Consider the following 18,895-nt stretch of genomic DNA (forward strand, 5'->3'; position numbering starts at 1 on the left):
AAATAATCGCTCCTCAGTGCAGGCTAGCCCTTGGGGGAAAGCTGGCTGTATCCAGATGGCCATTGGGGTGCAGCTACACTACTCTATCAGACTATCTATCGCTGAGAAATCATGCGTAACAGGCCATTTGTAATGGCTAATTTTTTTGTTTCAATTGGCATAGTACTTTTTCCATTGGGAAATTTGGTTTTTGATACGCTAACTCACCTTTTTTTTCCGTGATCCCCACTTGGTGTAGTTTGCAACTACACTACTCTATCAGACTATCGATCGCTGAGAAATCAACCGTATTAGGCCATTTGCAATGGCTAAATTTCCTTTTTTCAATTAACATAATTCTTTTTGATTGGAAAAATTGTTTTCTGATACGCAAATTCCTCTGTTCTTTTTTTCCCGTTGTTCCACGGGACAGGCTTTGATAAAACAGAACCACCTACACAGTATCTTCTTTCCACCTGTTTAGATAATAAAAAGACACCCTGTAAAATATATACTCAAACAAAATCATTTTCAATAGACTTTAGTATCTCCAGACCCGAGAAACTGCGGGATAATTCGGTTTACTCCTTAATCATTTTTAAACTTAGTGCTATGAGAGACGCTTCTAAATCGGATGAAATAGAATGGTCGTAAAAAATTTCTTTTAAATCCTTAAACTGCTTTATAGTGGCTAGTATAGAATTACAATCTTTATACCTGATTTTTTTCAAAACTAATTGTTGAATTGGCAAATCTTTTACGGCGATTAAATTGTCTATTTCGATATATTCAAACCGGACAGAGTGAATTACTTTAAATTTTTTTACCCAATCTGGTATTGGGCAATATATAAATGAATCCAAACCTTCTATTGAAAAAGTTGCCTGAAATACAAGTTCCTTTACTTCAAAAATACTTTCCTTGATGTTTGTTGGTAAATCAATTTTCCTAAATTCAGGAGTTGTAAACAGCTTATAGGGAAAATCGTTCAGACCTACAACAACACATTGAGGACTCACAAAAAGTAAGCTTCCCTTTCCATTAAGTGGACTCAAGTCAGCGTGTACAACACCACTTCCTTTAATCACAGATCTCGGAAATTCTTCCTGTTTTGGCTTTTTCATAAAATTAAAATCTAAAAAAATTAACAGACATAATGTTTTAAAGTATAGTATAATCTGACTTCTCGGAATGTTGCACGTATGGATAAATGGCTGCAAAAATTAATCTGTTGAACAACTTTTTACCAAAATACCTTCTGTTGAGCTTATACACAAATTCAGCCAGATAATTCTTTAAGGCCGGGGTGATTAGGTTTGGCTTCTTGGAACTTTCATCTTCAAGCTTTTCATATGATATACTGTTTATCTGTTATCCAGTTTATCTGTTACTCTGTTTAACTGGTTACCTGCTTTGAGCTTTTACCTTCAAGCTTGTTCCCCCTCGGTTTTCCGGCAGCCCTCAGAGCACTTTATTGAACGGTTTTTGCTGTTTTTCAAAGGATGATGTGGGAGGGGTGATCTCGGGAAGTACGATGACCCTTCCCCGGATGAGATGGCTATTTTGCATTGAGTGGATGAGGGCGGCTTTCTACGAGTGCAGGGCTATGCTGGAGTGGTCCGTGCTTCCCCTCCTCCGTATGTACATTGTTTAATCTTCCATTTTTGTAGAATATTCCGGTAAATCTGCCACATCATTTCCCATTATTCTTGATAAAGAATCCTTATGAGCTTGATAATACTCCATCTGACCTCCTGTAAGCCTATTGTAATAAAATAAATAGGTGTATTTTCCTCGGATAAATATCGGATCCTCCGTATAACTCTTCCCTTTTTCCCAATAATAATGATAAATAGTATCCAATTTGTCAGAATAATCGATGTGCATATCTATTTCTTCATCCTCCCATCTATAGGAAATAAAATTTACATAGTAGCAATATGAGGTACTCGGATAGGGAAAACTTTCTTCTTCAAACCTTATTTTTAATAGGTTAACAAAGTTATACTGAAGTGTACTGTCCTCTTTTGATGCTTCAAATTGAACATGTTCTTCAGAATCATATATATAACTGATATTCCAGGTTGAATCTATGATCCCCAAATAGGGATAAATTATCTGGAATTCCTGCAAAACTTTATTTTCTTCGTATTTATCTTCAACAGGTGAAGAAGTACAAGATAAAATAAAAATCATTAGAAAAATTAAATTTTTAAAAGTGTCTTTTACCTTTAAATATTTTATTCCAAGGACTAACATATTTTTTATCATATATTGACAATGTAAATAATGAGTTTGAGAAATTCTCCATAGAAAGCTGACCTAATTGGCCTTGAGGACGAGGTTTAATGCTATGTATATAACCATTTTGATAAAATTCTCCTGGCATGGCAACCTGTGCTGGTTTTATGGCCCAGGTGAACCTTATGCCTGTGGAGGTTACCAACATATCGCTAGTTTAAGTTTGATTAAACGTGTCTCCTTTTTTATTGATTGGTATATTTTTGATAAGTTGAGTAATATGAAAGAATTTAGCATCTGGATTTTCATTCCCAGGCTGCCTAATTAGCCCATTTTTGCGTTGTAGCCAATCAAACACTTCTAAAAGATTCTGAAGTAATTTGTCAGGTTTATCATATAAGTCAGCACCTACGGGATATTTCTGGAAATCTAATTCTCCATTTAGTTTACTGTTATCAGCATTATTAGTTTCACCCTTTTCCTCCTTCTCTTTCTTCTTTTTATCATTACCATTGTTAAGATTAAATAAGCCTGTAAAAGCAATACTTCCGTATTTTTCAACAGCTTCCCATTCTGCTTTATTTTCGGCTACCCATTCTTCACGGGTCTGGTCTTTTGGCTTCATCCCATCCGGATCAATAAACCTGATAGGATTATTGAAGGCATAATTGTAAGGTAAGTGCCTTCGCATTTGCTCTGCCAATGGATCAATCACCTGCCACCTTCCTATCCGCACATCGTACATCCTGGCCCCATAATCAAAAACAGCCCAGTCCTACTGTTCCTCCTTGCAATAGTAGAGAAGGTTTTCCCAAACTAAGATATTCCAAATGCGTTTATCGTTAATATTATACATATCTTCAATATCTTTCATCTCTTTGAGATACATTGTTTCCAGCCTTCTTTTTGCATCCTCATAACTTCTGGAAGTTACTGAATATTTGAGTTTTCTTAAATCACTGATTTTATTATTTGAGCCGTTTTTAATTCCTATATAGCACTCTCCCGAATATGTAATTTCAAATGGCTTTTTTTGATCATTATTAATAACAAATATATTTTCAACCTTCCTTAAGGCTAGAAATACAACTTTATTATCAGGTCCATAAAAAACAGTATCAACAATTATTTCTACCGTTTTACTCTTCTTTCCACCTTTTGCGACCGTAACTAAACGAATTGAATCGTAAAAATCCATTATACTATTGGCCATGATTGAAATATCATGAGCATAAGTTTCATCATCTAAAATTTTAAAATCGTTTAGATATTCATCAGGAGTTGTGGTATTAGAACAAGAAAATATTAAAAAAGTAATTGACAATATTGAATAAATAAAGAAACAGTTAATTTTTTTCATTTTCTTCATTTTACTCACGTCCAATCTACTTTTTTTGTTATATCCCTAAAAAATAAACAACTATGGTTCCTATAATCATCAATGTATAAAATCTAGCCCACCACGTAATCCTAGATGAATTAAAGTATTTATTATAATATTGGGTGAAAACCCAACCTAAAAGGCCTGATGCAATAAATTGAAAAACTATTCCACCAATTGCATTCGAAAGGCGGAAATCATTACAGTAAAATTGAATAATTGTTGACACAATCAATAATAATATTATGGATCGAAATTTTTTCAACATTATTCTATAATACATTCCCTAATTAGCTTAAACGATAATGTCTGTAATAGAACACCACCGATAATTGTCAATGCACTTCTACCATGCCAAGCCTTACATTCATTTTTCAGTCGATCGGTAGTGGTCTAAAATATCTCCTTGGCAATCTTATAAGTAGCATCCGCCTTACTCATGGTATAGTAATGGAGGCAGGGAACGCCGTTGTCCAGCAATTCTTTGCTCTGATGGATGGCCCATTCTATTCCCACCGCTTTTACATCTGCATTGTTCTTGCATTTTTCCAACTCGTCCATCAGGTCATCAGGAAGGTCGAGAAAGAAGGTTCTGGGCAACATGGTGATCTGGGAAAGGGTGGTGATGGGCTTTAATCCTGGAATGATGGGAACCTCAATACCCATTTCCCGTACCTTCCGTACAAATTCAAAGAATTTCCGGTTGTCAAAAAACATTTGCGTTACAATGTATTCTGCTCCCGCATCGATTTTCTCTTTCAGGTACTTCAGATCAAATTTCATACTTGGGGCTTCAAAATGCTTTTCCGGATAACCTGCCACCCCCACACAGAAATCGGTATGAAAACCTGATTCCGTTTCTTCATTTAAATACCGGCCGTGATTCATCCCGATAATCTGCTTGACGAGATCCTTTGTGTAGCTGTGGCCATTTTCCTCCGGCGTAAATTTGTTTTCCGATTTGGGGGCATCCCCTCTCAAGGCAAGTACATTTTGGACCCCGATAAAGCTCAGGTCTATCAGCGCATTTTCTGTCTCCTCTTTGGTAAACCCACCGCACAACAAGTGGGGACAGGCATCCACCTGAAAACGACTGATGATGGCAGCACAGATGCCGACTGTTCCCGGTCGTTTCTTGGTACTGACTTTTTCAAGCAAGCCGTTCGGATGCTTTTTATAAATAAACTCTTCCCTGTGGTAAGTTACATCCACAAAGGGAGGCTTGAATTCCATCAAAGGCGAAATCCCATCGAGCAGTTCATTTAAAGACTGCCCCTTAAGTGGCGGTAAAATTTCAAAAGAAAAAAGGGGTTTTTTGGCTTGATGGATATAGTCTACTATTTTCATATGGCTTGATTGACGGATAAGGTTTGAGGGTTGTAGGCGAGATTGGGTGAAAGCCACTTTTCGGCCTGTTCTAGACTAATCCCTTTTCTCTGGGCATAGCTTTGCACTTGATCCTGGGCTATTTTTCCCAGTCCAAAATATTTGCTTTCCGGATGACCAAAATAAAATCCACTCACAGAAGAAGTCGGGTACATGGCAAAACTTTCTGTCAAAGAAATGCCGATGCGCTGTTCAACTTCCAGAAGTTCAAATAAGGTTCTTTTTTCCGAATGCTCAGGGCAAGCAGGATAGCCCGGAGCAGGTCTGATACCGGTATAAGATTCTCTGATCAAATCCTCATTGGCCAAGGATTCATCAGGAGAATATCCCCAGATTTCCTTTCTCACCAGCTGATGCAGGTACTCCGCCCCAGCCTCGGCCAAGCGGTCAGCCATGGATTTCAACATGATGTCATTGTAGTCATCATCCTTTTTCTTGAATTCCTCCAGTTTCTTCTCAATGCCAATTCCCGCCGTGACTGCAAATCCGCCAATATAATCTTTTTGACCGGGGTTCAAAAAGTCAGTGAGACACCTGTTAGGAACGCCTTTGCCTTTTTTACCCTGTTGACGGAGAAAATGAAAGGAAGTAATGTCTTTTCCGTTTTCATCCTGGATCTTAACATCATCCTCTTCCCTTTTGCAAGGAAATAAACCTACCACTGCTTTGGCTTGCAACCAGTTTTCAGCTATGATCGCATCGAGCATGGTGTTGGCATCATTGTATAATTTTTTGGCTTCCTTACCGATAACCGGATCCTCTAAAATCTTAGGGTATTTGCCGCTCAGCATCCAGGTACTGAAAAATGGCGTCCAGTCAATGAATTTTCGGATTTCAGACAGATCCAGGTCTTCAAAAACACTCAATCCCAACTTGTTCGGAATTTTTGGGGAATGGCCTGACCAATCAATCAGAGTAGGGTTGGCTTTGGCTTCCTCATAGGTGGCCATTTGCTTGGCCTGCTGTTTGGCTTCATGATCAATCCTGAGCTGTTGGTAAGTTGCTTTGATATTGTGGTGATAATTTTCCCTGGTATCCTCTTGGATGGACTCTCCTGCGATGGGGACGGATTTTGAGGCATCCGTCACATGGACTACCGTACCTGAATAAACGGGGTCGATTTTAACGGCCGTATGAATTCTTGAGGTCGTTGCCCCTCCTATCAGCAATGGAATGTGCAGTCCCTGTCTCTCCATTTCAGCCGCCACATTGACCATTTCGTCCAAGGAAGGCGTGATCAAACCGCTTAATCCAATGATGTGTACTTTGTTTTTGATGGCCTCATCAATGATGGTCTGAGCATCCACCATCACACCCAAATCTATGATTTGGTAGCTGTTGCAGGCCAAAACGACTCCCACGATATTTTTTCCGATATCATGCACATCCCCTTTCACCGTGGCAAGTAGAATTTTCTTGATGGAGCTTTGCTCGGCATCATAACCCACATCCCCTATTTTCGGCATAAAAGGCTCCAGGTAAGCCACTGCCTTTTTCATCACCCGGGCGGATTTGACCACCTGAGGCAAAAACATTTTCCCTTCACCAAAAAGATCTCCGACTACATTCATCCCATCCATCAAAGGCCCTTCTATTACCTTCAGGGGATTTTGAAGCTTTACTCTGGCTTCTTCTGTATCTTCTATGATGTGATCCAAGATTCCTTTGACCAAGGCATGTTCGATCCTTTTCTCTACAGGATCCGAGCGCCAAGCCTCATTGACCAACTCTTTTTTATCGCCTGATTTTACCGTTTCGGCAAATTCAAGAAGCCGCTCGGTGGCATCTTCTCTCCTATCCAACAGGACATCTTCTACATGGGTCAATAGGTCTTTAGGGATATCATCATATACCTCCAGCATGGTGGGATTTACGATGCCCATGTCCATGCCGTGTTTGATGGCATGGTACAGAAAAGCAGCATGCATGGCTTCTCTCACCGGGTTGTTTCCCCTAAATGAAAAACTCACATTGCTGACTCCCCCACTTATTTTGGCACCCGGAAGGTTTTGCTTGATCCATTTGGTTGCCCTGAAAAAGTCCAGAGCATTGGTCCTATGTTCTTCCATGCCTGTGGCTACAGGGAAAATATTGGGGTCAAAAATGATGTCTTGCGGATTAAATTTGACCTTTTCAACCATGAGGTCATAACTTCTTTTACAGATCTCAATCCTTCTTTCATAAGAATCAGCCTGCCCTTTTTCATCAAAGGCCATTACCACCACCGCAGCCCCGAATTTCTTGATGGTTTTGGCTTGATGGAGAAATTCTTCCTCTCCGTTTTTGAGACTGATGGAATTGACTATCCCTTTTCCCTGTACACACTTCAAGCCGGCCAGGATAATGGGCCACTTGGAGCTGTCAATCATGATGGGTATCCGGCTGATTTCAGGTTCGGAAGCAATTAAATTCAGGAATTTCACCATGGCTGCTTCCCCGTCCAACATCCCCTCATCCATACACACATCCAAAATCTGGGCCCCACCCCTTACCTGATCCAGGGCCACCTCTAAGGCCTCATCATATTGGCCATTGAGAATCAAACGGGAGAAGCGTTTGGAACCCGTGATGTTGGTCCTTTCACCGATGTTTACAAAATTGATTTCAGGGGTAAAGATTAAAGGCTCCAACCCTGAAAGCTGTAAATAAGTGTCGTGATTATGTTTAACCATTGAAAATTTAGTTTTCGGTAAGCTCCAAATCAGAGATTTTCCTGGGTGGATATTTTGCAGCCAAATCGGCCAATGCCTTGATATGGTCAGGGGTGGTGCCGCAACATCCTCCCAAAATATTGATCAATCCTTCTTTTAAAAACACTTCCACTTGATTCCCCATCTCATCAGGACCTTGATCATAAGCCCCAAATTCATTCGGCAATCCCGCATTGGGATAAGCGCTCACAAAAAACGGGGCTTTTTTTGCCAAAACCTTGAGATAGGGCCTCAGTTCCTTGGCACCGAGTGCACAATTTAAGCCTATGCTCAACAAGGGAACATGAGACATGGAAATCAGGAAAGCCTCGGTGGTCTGTCCGGATAGCGTTCGGCCAGAAGCATCGGTAATGGTACCTGAAATCATGATGGGAATCCCGCCCTCGGTGGGGTCCAATGGAATGTTCCGCTCCTCGTAAACCTCCTGAATGGCGTAAAGGGCAGCTTTTGCATTCAGTGTGTCAAAAATCGTTTCGACCAATAATATATCCGCACCACCGTCCAACAGTCCCTTTACCTGTTCCGCATAGGCTTCAGCCAATTGGTCAAAAGTAATGGCCCGGTACCCGGGATCATTGACATCCGGGGAGATGGAAGCTGTTCTGTTGGTAGGTCCAAGTGCTCCTGCAACAAATCGTGGTTTATCAGGTGTCTGCTCACTGTAAGCCAGGGCTACTTCCTTGGCAATTTTGGCCGATTGATAATTGAGTTCATAAGCCAAGTGGGACAGTTTGTAATCTTCCTGTGCAATGCTTGTTCCACTGAAGGTATTGGTCTCAATGATGTCTGATCCTGCATCCAGGTAAGCTTGGTGGATTTCCTTGATGATTTCAGGCCGGCTTAGGGAAAGTAAATCATTGTTTCCTTTTAATGATTTGGGATGGTCTTTTAGGGAAGGGGTCCTAAAGTCCTCTTCAGCCAATTTATACCGCTGAATCATGGTGCCCATGGCTCCATCCAGAATAAGGATTCTGGTATTTAGTTTTTGAAGAAGTAAATTTGTTCTGCTCAACATGATAATTCGATCTGATTAAAAAGCATTATCGAGCTCGGGATACAAAAATGAAGGTATTTCTATAACCGCTCATCTTTTTTCGGCATATCCGAAATGGGAGTTAGCACCTTGCATTCAGGTTGCTAAGACTTCACAGGGCCCATCCCTCAGTCTTTCTCGATAAGCAAAAACAAAAATAAGTGATATAATCGATAAATTTCGGGAAATCGTCAAAAAAATTAGATTCTTTGGACTTCTCATCCAAACTCACTGATTACAATAGATTAAGGTCTGATCCCAAGACCAAATTGCAAATATGGCCCTGCCATGAATTTGGACATATTAAGATCCGCTAAGGTGTAATTACCAATAGGGAATTCATATCCTGCATGGACAGAATACACCAGGCTAAGGTTGTTTTTTTTGCTTAATGGCATGGCATAACCGATGAATGCCTCAGGTTTGAACATCAGTCCCCCTGTTCTCAGGTAACCATCAAAATCCGGATCATCCATCAACTCAGGAAAATTCAATTTATTAATGGCCAAAAGGGAATACCTCAGATTTCCATATCCCAGCCCACCCAAGGCGCCCAATTCTAGATTCTTTCTCTGAAAGAATTTTAAACCATAATTTCCATAAAACCGAATGCTGTTTAGTGTATGTTCATAATTGAAACGCGCATTTCCCCGGTGCGCCACATTAAAAATGTCCAAACCATAAAGCATTTGTTTACTGTTGCCGAGCACCTTTAATCCCCAATTATTAGGTCTTCCGATAAATGGGGCATAGCCATAGGATTCCAAAAAAGAATTGAGCTGTTCGGGCCGAGTATAATGTAAACTATAAGTGAGATGCACACCGATAGTGGCGTCTTTGTAAAAGAAATTATGATCGGGCAATGAAATTCCAGCTCCTACACGTAAGAATGCCCCACTCTGTAAATTGTCAAAAGAAACCCCATTGATATCCCAAGCCCTTTCGAATGGGCTGAAAGAATAACCAAACTTGGCCATCAAAGCAATGGATTCCTCCATCCCAGGAACATAGATGTCATATCCCATTTGAAATCCTATTTCTGTCAAAAAGCCTCCGTAAAACTGACTTCCTTTGTGAATGTTTCTTTTCCTAAGGATATAACCTTGTGCAGGATTTTGCAAAAAGTCAACCATGCTTTGGTTGTTGGCATCCTTCATCATTTCAAAATTGATAAAACCAGCTCCAACTGACATGTAATGAATCAATTGAAACCGGCCTTCCTCAGTGAAAGAATAACCGATATTGAGAAGAAGCCTGGACGTCCTGTAATCTATCCGATATTGATCGTAATCATAAGATCTTCCGGAGTTTTGAAAAATCTCAACCCCAACGATAAAATCATTGAACCTGTTTTGGTAACCCAAACCAAAATTGGAATATCCGTTGGTAAGGGGACCTCTATTCCGATCAGCCAAAAGCTCATTGAATTCCCTTAAAACCGCACCAGATCGGCCGTAGGTAAAATATAAAGTACTCCTTTGCCCGAGATCCGATTGGGCCACAGTGGAATTGGGGTTAAACATCCCCAAAACCAAACAAAAAACAATCAAGTGATAGATAGGTTTCATTGCTCGCAAAAATAAGCTGAAAAAAATGGATATTTAAAGTGAATTCCAGTAAAAATCAATCTCGTATATATTTGATGATCTTTGCGTAAAGGTTATCCGGATTAAAAGGCTTCGGAATATAATCATTCATCCCGGCTTCTTCTATCTGATCCTTGACCTCTATCAGAGATGAAGCACTGAGTGCAATTATAGGTACGTTCTTTTTGGAATCATTCATCATTTGCCTCATATACTTCGCGACTTCAAACCCGTCTTTTTCAGGCATTTGCAGATCCAATAAGATCAAATTAAAATCATGTGCATGGATCGCTTCCATGGCCTCTATCCCATGGTTTGCAATGATGACTTCCCCAACCTCCCATTTATCCAAGAATTTTTTGATCATGATCTGATTGACCAGATTATCCTCTGCGACGAGAATTTTAGCCAATTTAAGGTTGTGGACCTTTGCTCTTCCTGGAGCGGTTTTAGGTGAGGAACCAAGCAATATTTTTTCAAAAGAAAGGTCAAATTCAAATATGGTACCCTTTCCTTCTTTATCAATAACCCTGATGTCTGAATCAAACAACCTGATTAATTTTTTCACGATGGCCAAGCCTAAACCTGTTCCTCCATATTTTCGGGTGGTATCCGTACTCGCCTGTGTAAAGGCTTCAAATACCGACTCTATTTTATGGGAAGGAATACCTATTCCTGTATCCTCGAACAAAAACTTGACTTTGACTTCCTTGGCGGTATCAAAAATTTTATGAATGGAAATTTTTACAAAACCCTCATCAGTAAATTTGATGGCATTGGAGATTAGGTTATTGAAAATTTGGCTCAGCCTGACTGGATCACCCACCATGACATTAGGGATGTCATCGTCCACCTCACAAATTATCTCCAATGATTTTTCTCTAGCCTGAAAAGTATGGGAATGTGTAATTCTGTTCAAAACTGTCCTTAAATCAAAATGAACGTGCTCCAGTTCAATTTTTCCGGATTCAATTTTGCTGTAGTCCAAAATGTCATTGATCAACCCAAGCAGATTTTCCGCGGAAAACTGCAATGTTCTCAGATTTTCCAATTGATCATGCCTGGGGTTTCCTTCAAGCAGCAGATGCGCCATACCGATCACGGCATTCATAGGGGTTCTGATCTCGTGACTCATGGTGGAAAGAAATTGAGACTTGACCATATTGGCTTGTTCTGCGCGTTCTTTCGCTAGGTAGAGTTCCTTTTGAGCTTCCTTAAGTTTGGTGATGTCTTTGGCTATTCCCGAATAATATTTAAAATCCCCCCACTCATCTTTGATGACTTTACCGTTTGAGCTGAAAATCCTGTAGTCTCCATTGCTATGTAATAACCTAAATTCCAGGTATTGATTGTTGAGATTAAGGGTATCCCTGCTTTTTAGCAATTCGGAAAAAACATCCAAATCTTCTGGGTGAAGGAATTCAGTAAGAGAATGACCCAGAACATCCAAGTGCTTAAAACCCATGTATTGGCTGACATTGGGAGAAACGTAAATCAACTCCAGTTCCAGGTTGAGAGAAAAAATAATTTCCGTAGATTCCTCTACCAGCGTTCTATATTTTTCCTCACTTCTTTCCAAAGCTTTTTTGGCCTGGAATTCCTCTGTAATATCCCTTACAATACCCAACACGTATTCTACTTCGTTACCGCCTAAAATAGGCTTGGCCGTCAATTCGTAGGTTCTTTTAAGGTAAGTGAGATTCTTCTGAACAGTTTTTTTGTCTTTTAAGGCTTTGAATATGACCGGCTCCACACTTTCCAGGTGATTCTGATGTACTTCCTCCAATGATTTTCCTTCAAAGAACCTGGATTCCAATCCCCAGTTTTTGAAGTTTGGACCTTCGGCAACGATGTATTTCAGGTTTTTGTCTATCAGGAAAACATTGGTAAAGGGAATATTGGAAGCCAAAACCCTGTAACGTTTTTCGTTTTTTTCAATTTGCTCCCTATCTTTTTTTCTTTCTGTTATGTCTTGAAAGAGCCCCTCATGAAATAATATGTTTCCATCCTGATCACAGATCTCCCGGCTCTTATCTTCCATCCATCGAAATGTTCCATCTGCCATCATGAACCTATATTCTCCCGAAAAAGCCGGAATACCTTTGTTGTTTTGATTGAGAAAATGGAAGGTCCTCAGACTTTCTGAATCTTCAGGGTGGATAAGGTCCAAAATACTTTTGCCCTCAGCAATAAGGTTAGAAGCGCTATAACCAAACTGCTGAATATTTTCTGTGATATAGGTGATTTTGAAATTATCGTTTGGATCCACTGTGAACAATACCGCCGGACTGTTTTCTATGATCACTTTAGCCCTTTTGGCCATCTCCTCACTCTTTTTCTTGGCCGTCAGGTTTCGCATCAGATAGGAATACCCGATTTTTATTCCTTCATCATTGTTAAAGGTTTTGATGGAAAGTTCGAAAGGTTCCTTTAGTCCATTTTGTTTGATCAGTGTCACTTCATTCTCCCAGGAATCTTTTTCATCCAACCATGAAATGACTTCTGTCAAACTCATTCCTCCTGGAATCAATGCCTGTAACACTTTTTGAAGGGGCTTGTAGGCAGGATTTTGGGAGGAAAGCGAAAACTCGTTTTCGGCAGCTTTGTTGAAATAGATGATATTTAAATCAAGGTCTGTCACAAAAATGGGATCATTGACCTGGGCGAGAATCTGAGACTGCAGCAAGAGGTATTTATCTGCATTCTTCTTGTCGGTAATGTCACTGCAATAGCCAAATATTTCCAACTCTCCCACCTGTGGCAATTCCCTGACTTGTATGGAATAGGCAATGTTTTTGGCTAGGCCTTCTTTCTTCTGGAGGATAATTTCACCTGATGTTTCTTTCTTACTCTTGAGGCTTCTTTTGACATCATTGGTAATCACATCAATGTAAGCTTCGGGAATATGCCGATAGAATTCCCCTATGGACATGGAATCGACCTCTTTTTCAAGTTCAAAGATTCGATTCATCCCTTTGGTAAAATAAATCCTTTTGTTCTGGTTTTTGTATCGCCAAGAACCCGATTTGGCCAATACCTCGGTAGAAGCCAACAGGTTTTCATTCCGCTCAAGCCTTGATTTGATCTCCCTGTTGATAAAAGAACCCGCAAACACATCACCCAACTGTCTGAGGACGTATTCATCATACTTTGTCCAATTTCTTTTTTGCCGGACTGAATCCAAACCAAAAAAACCTATCAGTCGACGCTCAGAAAAGAAGGGGACAATCATCAGTGATTTTGCGCCACGGCTGAGGTAGATCTGCTTTTCGTAGACAAATTCATCGTCTAAAAGAGCTACATCAGGTATGAAAGTAATTTCTCCTTTTCTCAATAATTTATAGGTGGGCTCTTCTTTGGTGTAGGGAAGGTACTTTAATTCCTGAATGAAAGGCGTTATTCCGGGAGCAGTCCATTCATACACATTTTCCATCGCCTTCAACTCCTCGTGGAAAAGAAAAATATAAGCCCGATCTGCTTTTTCGAATTTACCCAGCATTTCAAGAGAATCCTGAAATACCCCATCCAGGGAATTAAGATCTGAATTGACAAACAAGGTGGAGATTTTGTTGATCAGTTGCTCCAGTTTGAACCTAACCTTTAAGGAATTTTGGGCTAAGGTATAATCTGTGACATCCCTAGCACTGAAAAGTATCCCTTTAATCTGGGAATGGTCCAGAAGATTTTTTCCAAAACCCTCGATAAACAAGGTTTGTCCAGAAGTGTTTTTAATCTTGAAACTGAATTTTGCGGTATCTTTTGATTTAAGCAGTTGGGCATAATTTCCATCCAGCACCTTAATGCTTCCCTCAGCCACAAAGTCATTGATGGACTTAGCCACGACTTCATCCCATTGGTATCCAAATGTTGCCAAGGCAGCAGGACTCAGGTAGCGGAACATGCCGTCCTGGTCTAGAATGACAATCATCTCCTGACCGTTGTCCAGAATGCTGTTGACAAAATCCAGTTCCCCTTTTTCGGATTTATTGAGGGTTATATATACGTCCTTGTCGAAGATTTCCAGTAAAGGGAGACTTTTCCTTCCTTTGGCAATACAGAAACGTTTCTGAGGGGTTGAGGAAGGCAAATTGATGAAGATCCATTTGAAAGGAACCAATTTACCAGATTTGTTCATCAAGGGAAGGGTAACTTCTATGGAAGGTGACTCTCCTGTTTCAAAAAATTTAATGAGTTTCCGATGTAAGTGTGGAGCAGTGAAATACTGCTTCCAATCTTTAAATTCAAAATCGTAATACTGAACCAAATATTGGTTTAAGAACTGAATACTGTCCTGATCAAAAATAAAAAGGGGATCCTTAACTTCATCAAAAAAACTGGAAATATCAAATTTCTGAAACTCATTGCCAACCATATTTAACCGCTTCCATTTTTTGGTTCTTGATCATTCTGTTTTGACCTGAAACCCCAACCATGTACCTGAATTACAATTTTAAAAGTTGATAAATTTGATACATTTTAGAATCAAATTGATTCCATATAAAGGCATGTAAGATAATTAAATTTAATTTTAAATGCACCATTTTAGTCCAATATATTGATGCTTTGTAATTATCCCGTGACAAGAAGAAGCACTTTTGAAATCGAGGGGATATTAAAGGACTGTTGTTCATGAAAATTGAACCCTTGATCACTTGAACAGCAGGGAGCCTGGTACCGGTACATTACTCAATGAAAGTGACGGCTGCGGGAACATCGATGAAACTTTCAAAAACCTTAACTGCTCTTCCAATGATCCACACCCGATCCCCATTCTGCTCAATTTTCATTTTACCGCCTCTAGGGCTTGCCTGAAAAGCACTCAACTTATCCACGCCTTTTTTCCGACCGAAATAATCCATCAACGCGCTGTGGGCAAAACCAGTAACAGGATCTTCAGGTATCCCAAGATTGGGCGCAAAATACCTGGAAAAAATATCAAAATCTCCATTTTCTGACCAAGAAGTGATGATGATGCCCTCTTCACTGTTAGCTGCAAGTACCTTTTGATCCGGATTGGCTTGAATGACCGCTTCTTTGTTCTCCAATTCGAGGATAAAGTTGTGCTTGAGCCATGCACTTCCAACAATTGGTTTACCAAAAAAATCTTCTTTAAAAAAAGCATGCTTCTTAGCAACAGTATTGACCAACGGAAAGTCCATTTGAATGGCACCTTTATTTTTACTTACCTCAATCTTGCCACTGAGCGTTTCAAAAACAATGGTATCGTTCTCTTCAATCAATCCTTCCTCGAACATAATAAATGCACTCGCCAAGGTAGCATGTCCACACAAATTGACTTCCTGTTTGGGAGTAAACCACCTGAGGTTGAATTTTCCATAATCTAGGTATTGCACAAACGCAGTTTCACTTAAATTAAACTCTGAAGCCAATTGTTGCATGCTTTGATCGGTTATTGCGGCAGGCAAAAGGCACACAGCAGCAGGATTGCCTTCAAAAAGCTTATCTGCAAAAGCATCCACAAAAAAAATAGGTAATTCCAGCATTGTTTTCCGAATAGGTTACAAAATCTAAGTATTAACGTGATTGTTCCGAAACAGTTTGATCACAGTTTCAAATAATTTCCCGGGAAACTATAATCCGGGCTCCTGCCTGCTGCATTTCTTCCAAGGCCTTTTCAAAATCACCCGCTTCTAAGTTTACCGCTTTTGTGGCGTCTGAAATAAGTGTGGTTTTGAAACCATCCTTCAAAGCATCCAAAACAGTGAATTTCACACAGTAGTCTGTTGCTAAGCCAACCACAAAAACCTCATTGATTTTGAATTTCTTCAAATAAGCCGAAAGTCCGGTATCTCCTTTCCTGTTGTTGTCATAAAATCCAGAATAAGAATCCACTTGGGGATCTGTGCCTTTTTGAAACACCCTGTTCCACTGGTTTTTCTGAAGATCCTGATGAAATTCGGCCCCAAAAGATCCCTGTACACAGTGGGCTGGCCATAGTATTTGGTCCAACCCATCGAGCTTGACGAAATCTCCCGGCTTTTTTCCGGTGTGATTGATCGCAAAACTTCCATGTGTTGCGGGATGCCAATCTTGGGTAGCTACCACAAAAGTAAACTTTTGTTGAAGCCCATTGATGATGGGGATAATTAGATCTCCATCCGGAACGGCAAGCGCGCCTCCGGGTAAAAAATCATTTTGTACATCCACTATTAATAAAGCCTTCATCTTATAATTCGTTCAGTTGTTTTACAATAAGCGGGCCGATGCTTTCTACCCTAACCAAATTTTCATCAAGATGAAGACTGTTGGGATGGGAATTGGTGGTTATTACTTTTTCTATGATGCCACTTTCCTGTATTTTGGTGATGGCATCATCAGAAAATAATCCATGGGTGGTGATGGTTATGATTTTTTGCGCTCCGGCTTCTTTGTAAGCAAAAGCAGCATTAATAAGCGATCCACCCGTACGAACCATATCATCATAAATGACCACATCTCTTCCTTTGACATCTGCACTGATGGAGGTTACTTCTGTAGCTGTACCACTGATCCTCCTTTTAAACACAAAAGCAGCATTGACGCCCATCGCATTGGCCAGTGATTCTACCCATTTGGCCCTCCCCGCATCCGTACAGGCCATCACAAAGCCCGGTGAAGCCAATTCCAAGGAGACTTTGGTGATGATTGGTTTGCAATAGATATGGTTGATCAACACCTGACCTTCAAAATAATAGGGTATGCCTTCAGAATGCAGATCGAAAAAGACAAACTCATTACCCAGACTGGTTCTGGGCAAACTGGATAACATCACTGCCCTTGATTTAGCAGTGACAACTTCTCCTGATTTGACAGCCCTTTCCATGGTGGAATAACCGAAATAAGGAATGACCAAACAAATGGACTTTGCACCATATTTGATAAAAGCATAGGCAAGGTCATACATTTCCATCGTATCGCTGTCAGAAATGGTCCCTCCCAACAGGACGACGTTTTTTCCGCTCACGGCAGTCATTATTCTTTGATAGCGTTCGCCATCAGGAAAGAGACGGAATTCAATTTCACCTTTTTGAAAGCTCCCTAACTCACACACCTCATCAAGCAGGTATTTGTATGCCTGGGTGCTAAAAATCACTTTATTTTTTCTCATAATCTTTGGCTCGGAGCACCAGGTCGGTGCGCAAGTGATAGAGGGATTCTTCTAAACCCACGGGATAAATATGCGGATTGACCAGCCTTTTATGGGCTTTGTCAAATTGGTCAAGTTGCTGAAAAGTTCGCTTCCGTATATCATGAATATCAGGTCTTTGGTATCTTTTCTCCCCGGCTACAAAAATGGATTTCAGGATGTCCTCGGATTCAATTCCGTATGTATTGATTTTTTTCCTTTTTGTAGGATCATTGGGATCGATGATCACCAGCCTATCATCGGGAAGATACTCATTTTCAAGATAAATCATATCGGCCAAAGCTTTGCCATTGTTGACAAAACGCCGGATTTTTTGCAGTCCGGGAATATTTATCTTGATAGATTGTTGGGAGAGTTTGACCTTTGGTTCCCATAACCCATCCTCATTCCTGATTGCAGCTAGTTTATACACTGCTCCTAAAGCGGGTTGATCATAGGCTGTTACCAGTTTAGTGCCGATTCCCCAAACATCAATTGAAGCTTCCTGCAACTTCAGAGAAGTTAAGATATGCTCATCCAAATCATTACTGGCTACGATTTTCGCATTTGGGAATCCAGCTTCATCCAAAAGTTCCCTGGCTTTGTTACTGTAGTAAGCCAAATCTCCAGAATCAATGCGAACACCTTTCAGTTCCTTTCCCTTATCACGAAGCATATGTCCTACTTTGATGGCATTTTTCACACCTTCTACAGTATCATACGTATCCACCAAAAATACACAATCATCCGGAAAAGCATCTGCATAAGCCCTAAATGCCTCGAGTTCATTTTCAAAGGACATGATCCAACTGTGTGCATGGGTCCCAGACACTGGTATCCCGAATAGCTTGCCGGCCATGACATTGCTTGTAGATGAACAGCCTCCAATGTAGGCTGCCCTACTTGCAGCCAAAGCGCCATCTATGCCCTGTGCCCTTCTTAAACCAAATTCCAATACGCTGTCTCCTTTTGCTGCAAGTGTTATTCTAGCTGCCTTGGTTGCGATCAGGGTTTGGAAATTTATGATGTTCAATAAGGGTGTCTCCAAAAGCTGACATTGAATCAGGGGGCCCTTTACTCTGACCAAAGGTTCATGTGGAAAGACCACTGTGCCTTCCTCAATAGCGTCAATGTCGCAGGAAAAGGACATGTTTTTGAGGTATTCCAGAAATTCAGATTCGAAAGTATTTGACCCATCCTCTTGGGTCATGCCAGCCAGATAATCAATGTCATTTTGTTCAAATTTAAAATTTCTGCAAAAATCAATTACGTAATCAAGGCCTGCGGCAATGGCAAATCCACTCTGAAAGGGATTTTTTCGGAAAAAAAGGTTAAAAACTGCCTCCTGTTCAGCTTTTCCCGATTTCCAATACGCATATGCCATGGTCAATTGATAAAAATCTGTCAGTAGAGCCAATGAGCCTTGGTATAAATCTCTGGTAATTTTCATAA

At 40.3% G+C, this 18,895-nt stretch carries 13 protein-coding genes, 1 pseudogene and 1 riboswitch; all 14 genes and pseudogenes read right to left on the minus strand.

The features are described from left to right. Nucleotides 1-560: 560 nt before the first annotated feature. The gene (locus tag H1A14_RS09215) at nt 561-1,103 is read right to left on the minus strand and encodes a hypothetical protein (RefSeq protein ID WP_194775940.1); all 543 of its coding nucleotides are present in this window, start codon (nt 1,101-1,103) and stop codon (nt 561-563) included. Between the two features lie 526 nt (nt 1,104-1,629). Continuing rightward, complete coding sequence (locus H1A14_RS09220) at nt 1,630-2,250, minus strand: hypothetical protein (RefSeq protein ID WP_194775941.1); 621 nt, start codon at nt 2,248-2,250, stop codon at nt 1,630-1,632. A gap of 187 nt (nt 2,251-2,437) precedes the next feature. Next, a complete protein-coding gene (locus H1A14_RS09225; protein ID WP_262893963.1) occupies nt 2,438-2,845 on the minus strand; it encodes a hypothetical protein in 408 nt (135 codons plus the stop codon). A gap of 9 nt (nt 2,846-2,854) precedes the next feature. Further along, nucleotides 2,855-2,971, minus strand: a pseudogene (locus tag H1A14_RS23415) (hypothetical protein); the annotation flags it as partial. 24 nt (nt 2,972-2,995) lie between these two features. After that, a complete protein-coding gene (locus H1A14_RS09230) occupies nt 2,996-3,580 on the minus strand; it encodes a hypothetical protein (RefSeq protein WP_194775943.1) in 585 nt (194 codons plus the stop codon). 414 nt (nt 3,581-3,994) lie between these two features. Then, the gene (gene metF / locus H1A14_RS09235) at nt 3,995-4,948 is read right to left on the minus strand and encodes a methylenetetrahydrofolate reductase [NAD(P)H] (protein ID WP_194775944.1); all 954 of its coding nucleotides are present in this window, start codon (nt 4,946-4,948) and stop codon (nt 3,995-3,997) included. Beyond that, the gene (gene metH / locus H1A14_RS09240; RefSeq protein ID WP_194775945.1) at nt 4,945-7,659 is read right to left on the minus strand and encodes a methionine synthase; all 2,715 of its coding nucleotides are present in this window, start codon (nt 7,657-7,659) and stop codon (nt 4,945-4,947) included. The genes metF and metH overlap by 4 nt, the downstream gene beginning before the upstream one ends. Before the next feature lie 7 nt (nt 7,660-7,666). Beyond that, complete coding sequence (locus tag H1A14_RS09245; RefSeq protein ID WP_194775946.1) at nt 7,667-8,713, minus strand: homocysteine S-methyltransferase family protein; 1,047 nt, start codon at nt 8,711-8,713, stop codon at nt 7,667-7,669. A 66-nt stretch (nt 8,714-8,779) separates the two neighbouring features. Next, a riboswitch (SAM riboswitch) is annotated at nt 8,780-8,879 on the minus strand. Nucleotides 8,880-8,976: 97 nt separating this feature from the next. Beyond that, nucleotides 8,977-10,299, minus strand: coding sequence for a hypothetical protein (locus tag H1A14_RS09250; protein WP_228527697.1), 1,323 nt, complete (start codon nt 10,297-10,299; stop codon nt 8,977-8,979). Nucleotides 10,300-10,354: 55 nt separating this feature from the next. Further along, nucleotides 10,355-14,689: a PAS domain S-box protein gene (locus H1A14_RS09255; protein ID WP_194775947.1), complete on the minus strand. Its 4,335-nt coding sequence runs from the start codon at nt 14,687-14,689 to the stop codon at nt 10,355-10,357. Between the two features lie 310 nt (nt 14,690-14,999). Next, the gene (locus H1A14_RS09260; protein ID WP_228527698.1) at nt 15,000-15,821 is read right to left on the minus strand and encodes a PhzF family phenazine biosynthesis protein; all 822 of its coding nucleotides are present in this window, start codon (nt 15,819-15,821) and stop codon (nt 15,000-15,002) included. Between the two features lie 67 nt (nt 15,822-15,888). After that, on the minus strand, nt 15,889-16,503 hold the full coding sequence (gene pncA, locus H1A14_RS09265) for a bifunctional nicotinamidase/pyrazinamidase (protein WP_194775948.1): 615 nt from the start codon (nt 16,501-16,503) through the stop codon (nt 15,889-15,891). 1 nt (nt 16,504) lies between these two features. Further along, nucleotides 16,505-17,425, minus strand: a complete 921-nt coding sequence (prs, locus tag H1A14_RS09270; RefSeq protein WP_194775949.1) for a ribose-phosphate diphosphokinase — start codon at nt 17,423-17,425, stop codon at nt 16,505-16,507. Next, nucleotides 17,412-18,893: a nicotinate phosphoribosyltransferase gene (locus tag H1A14_RS09275; RefSeq protein ID WP_194775950.1), complete on the minus strand. Its 1,482-nt coding sequence runs from the start codon at nt 18,891-18,893 to the stop codon at nt 17,412-17,414. Before H1A14_RS09275 ends, prs begins: the two co-directional genes overlap by 14 nt. Nucleotides 18,894-18,895 lie beyond the last annotated feature (2 nt).

It is taken from the genome of Pararhodonellum marinum (assembly GCF_015354735.1).
Classification (GTDB): Bacteria; Bacteroidota; Bacteroidia; order Cytophagales; family Cyclobacteriaceae; genus Pararhodonellum; species Pararhodonellum marinum.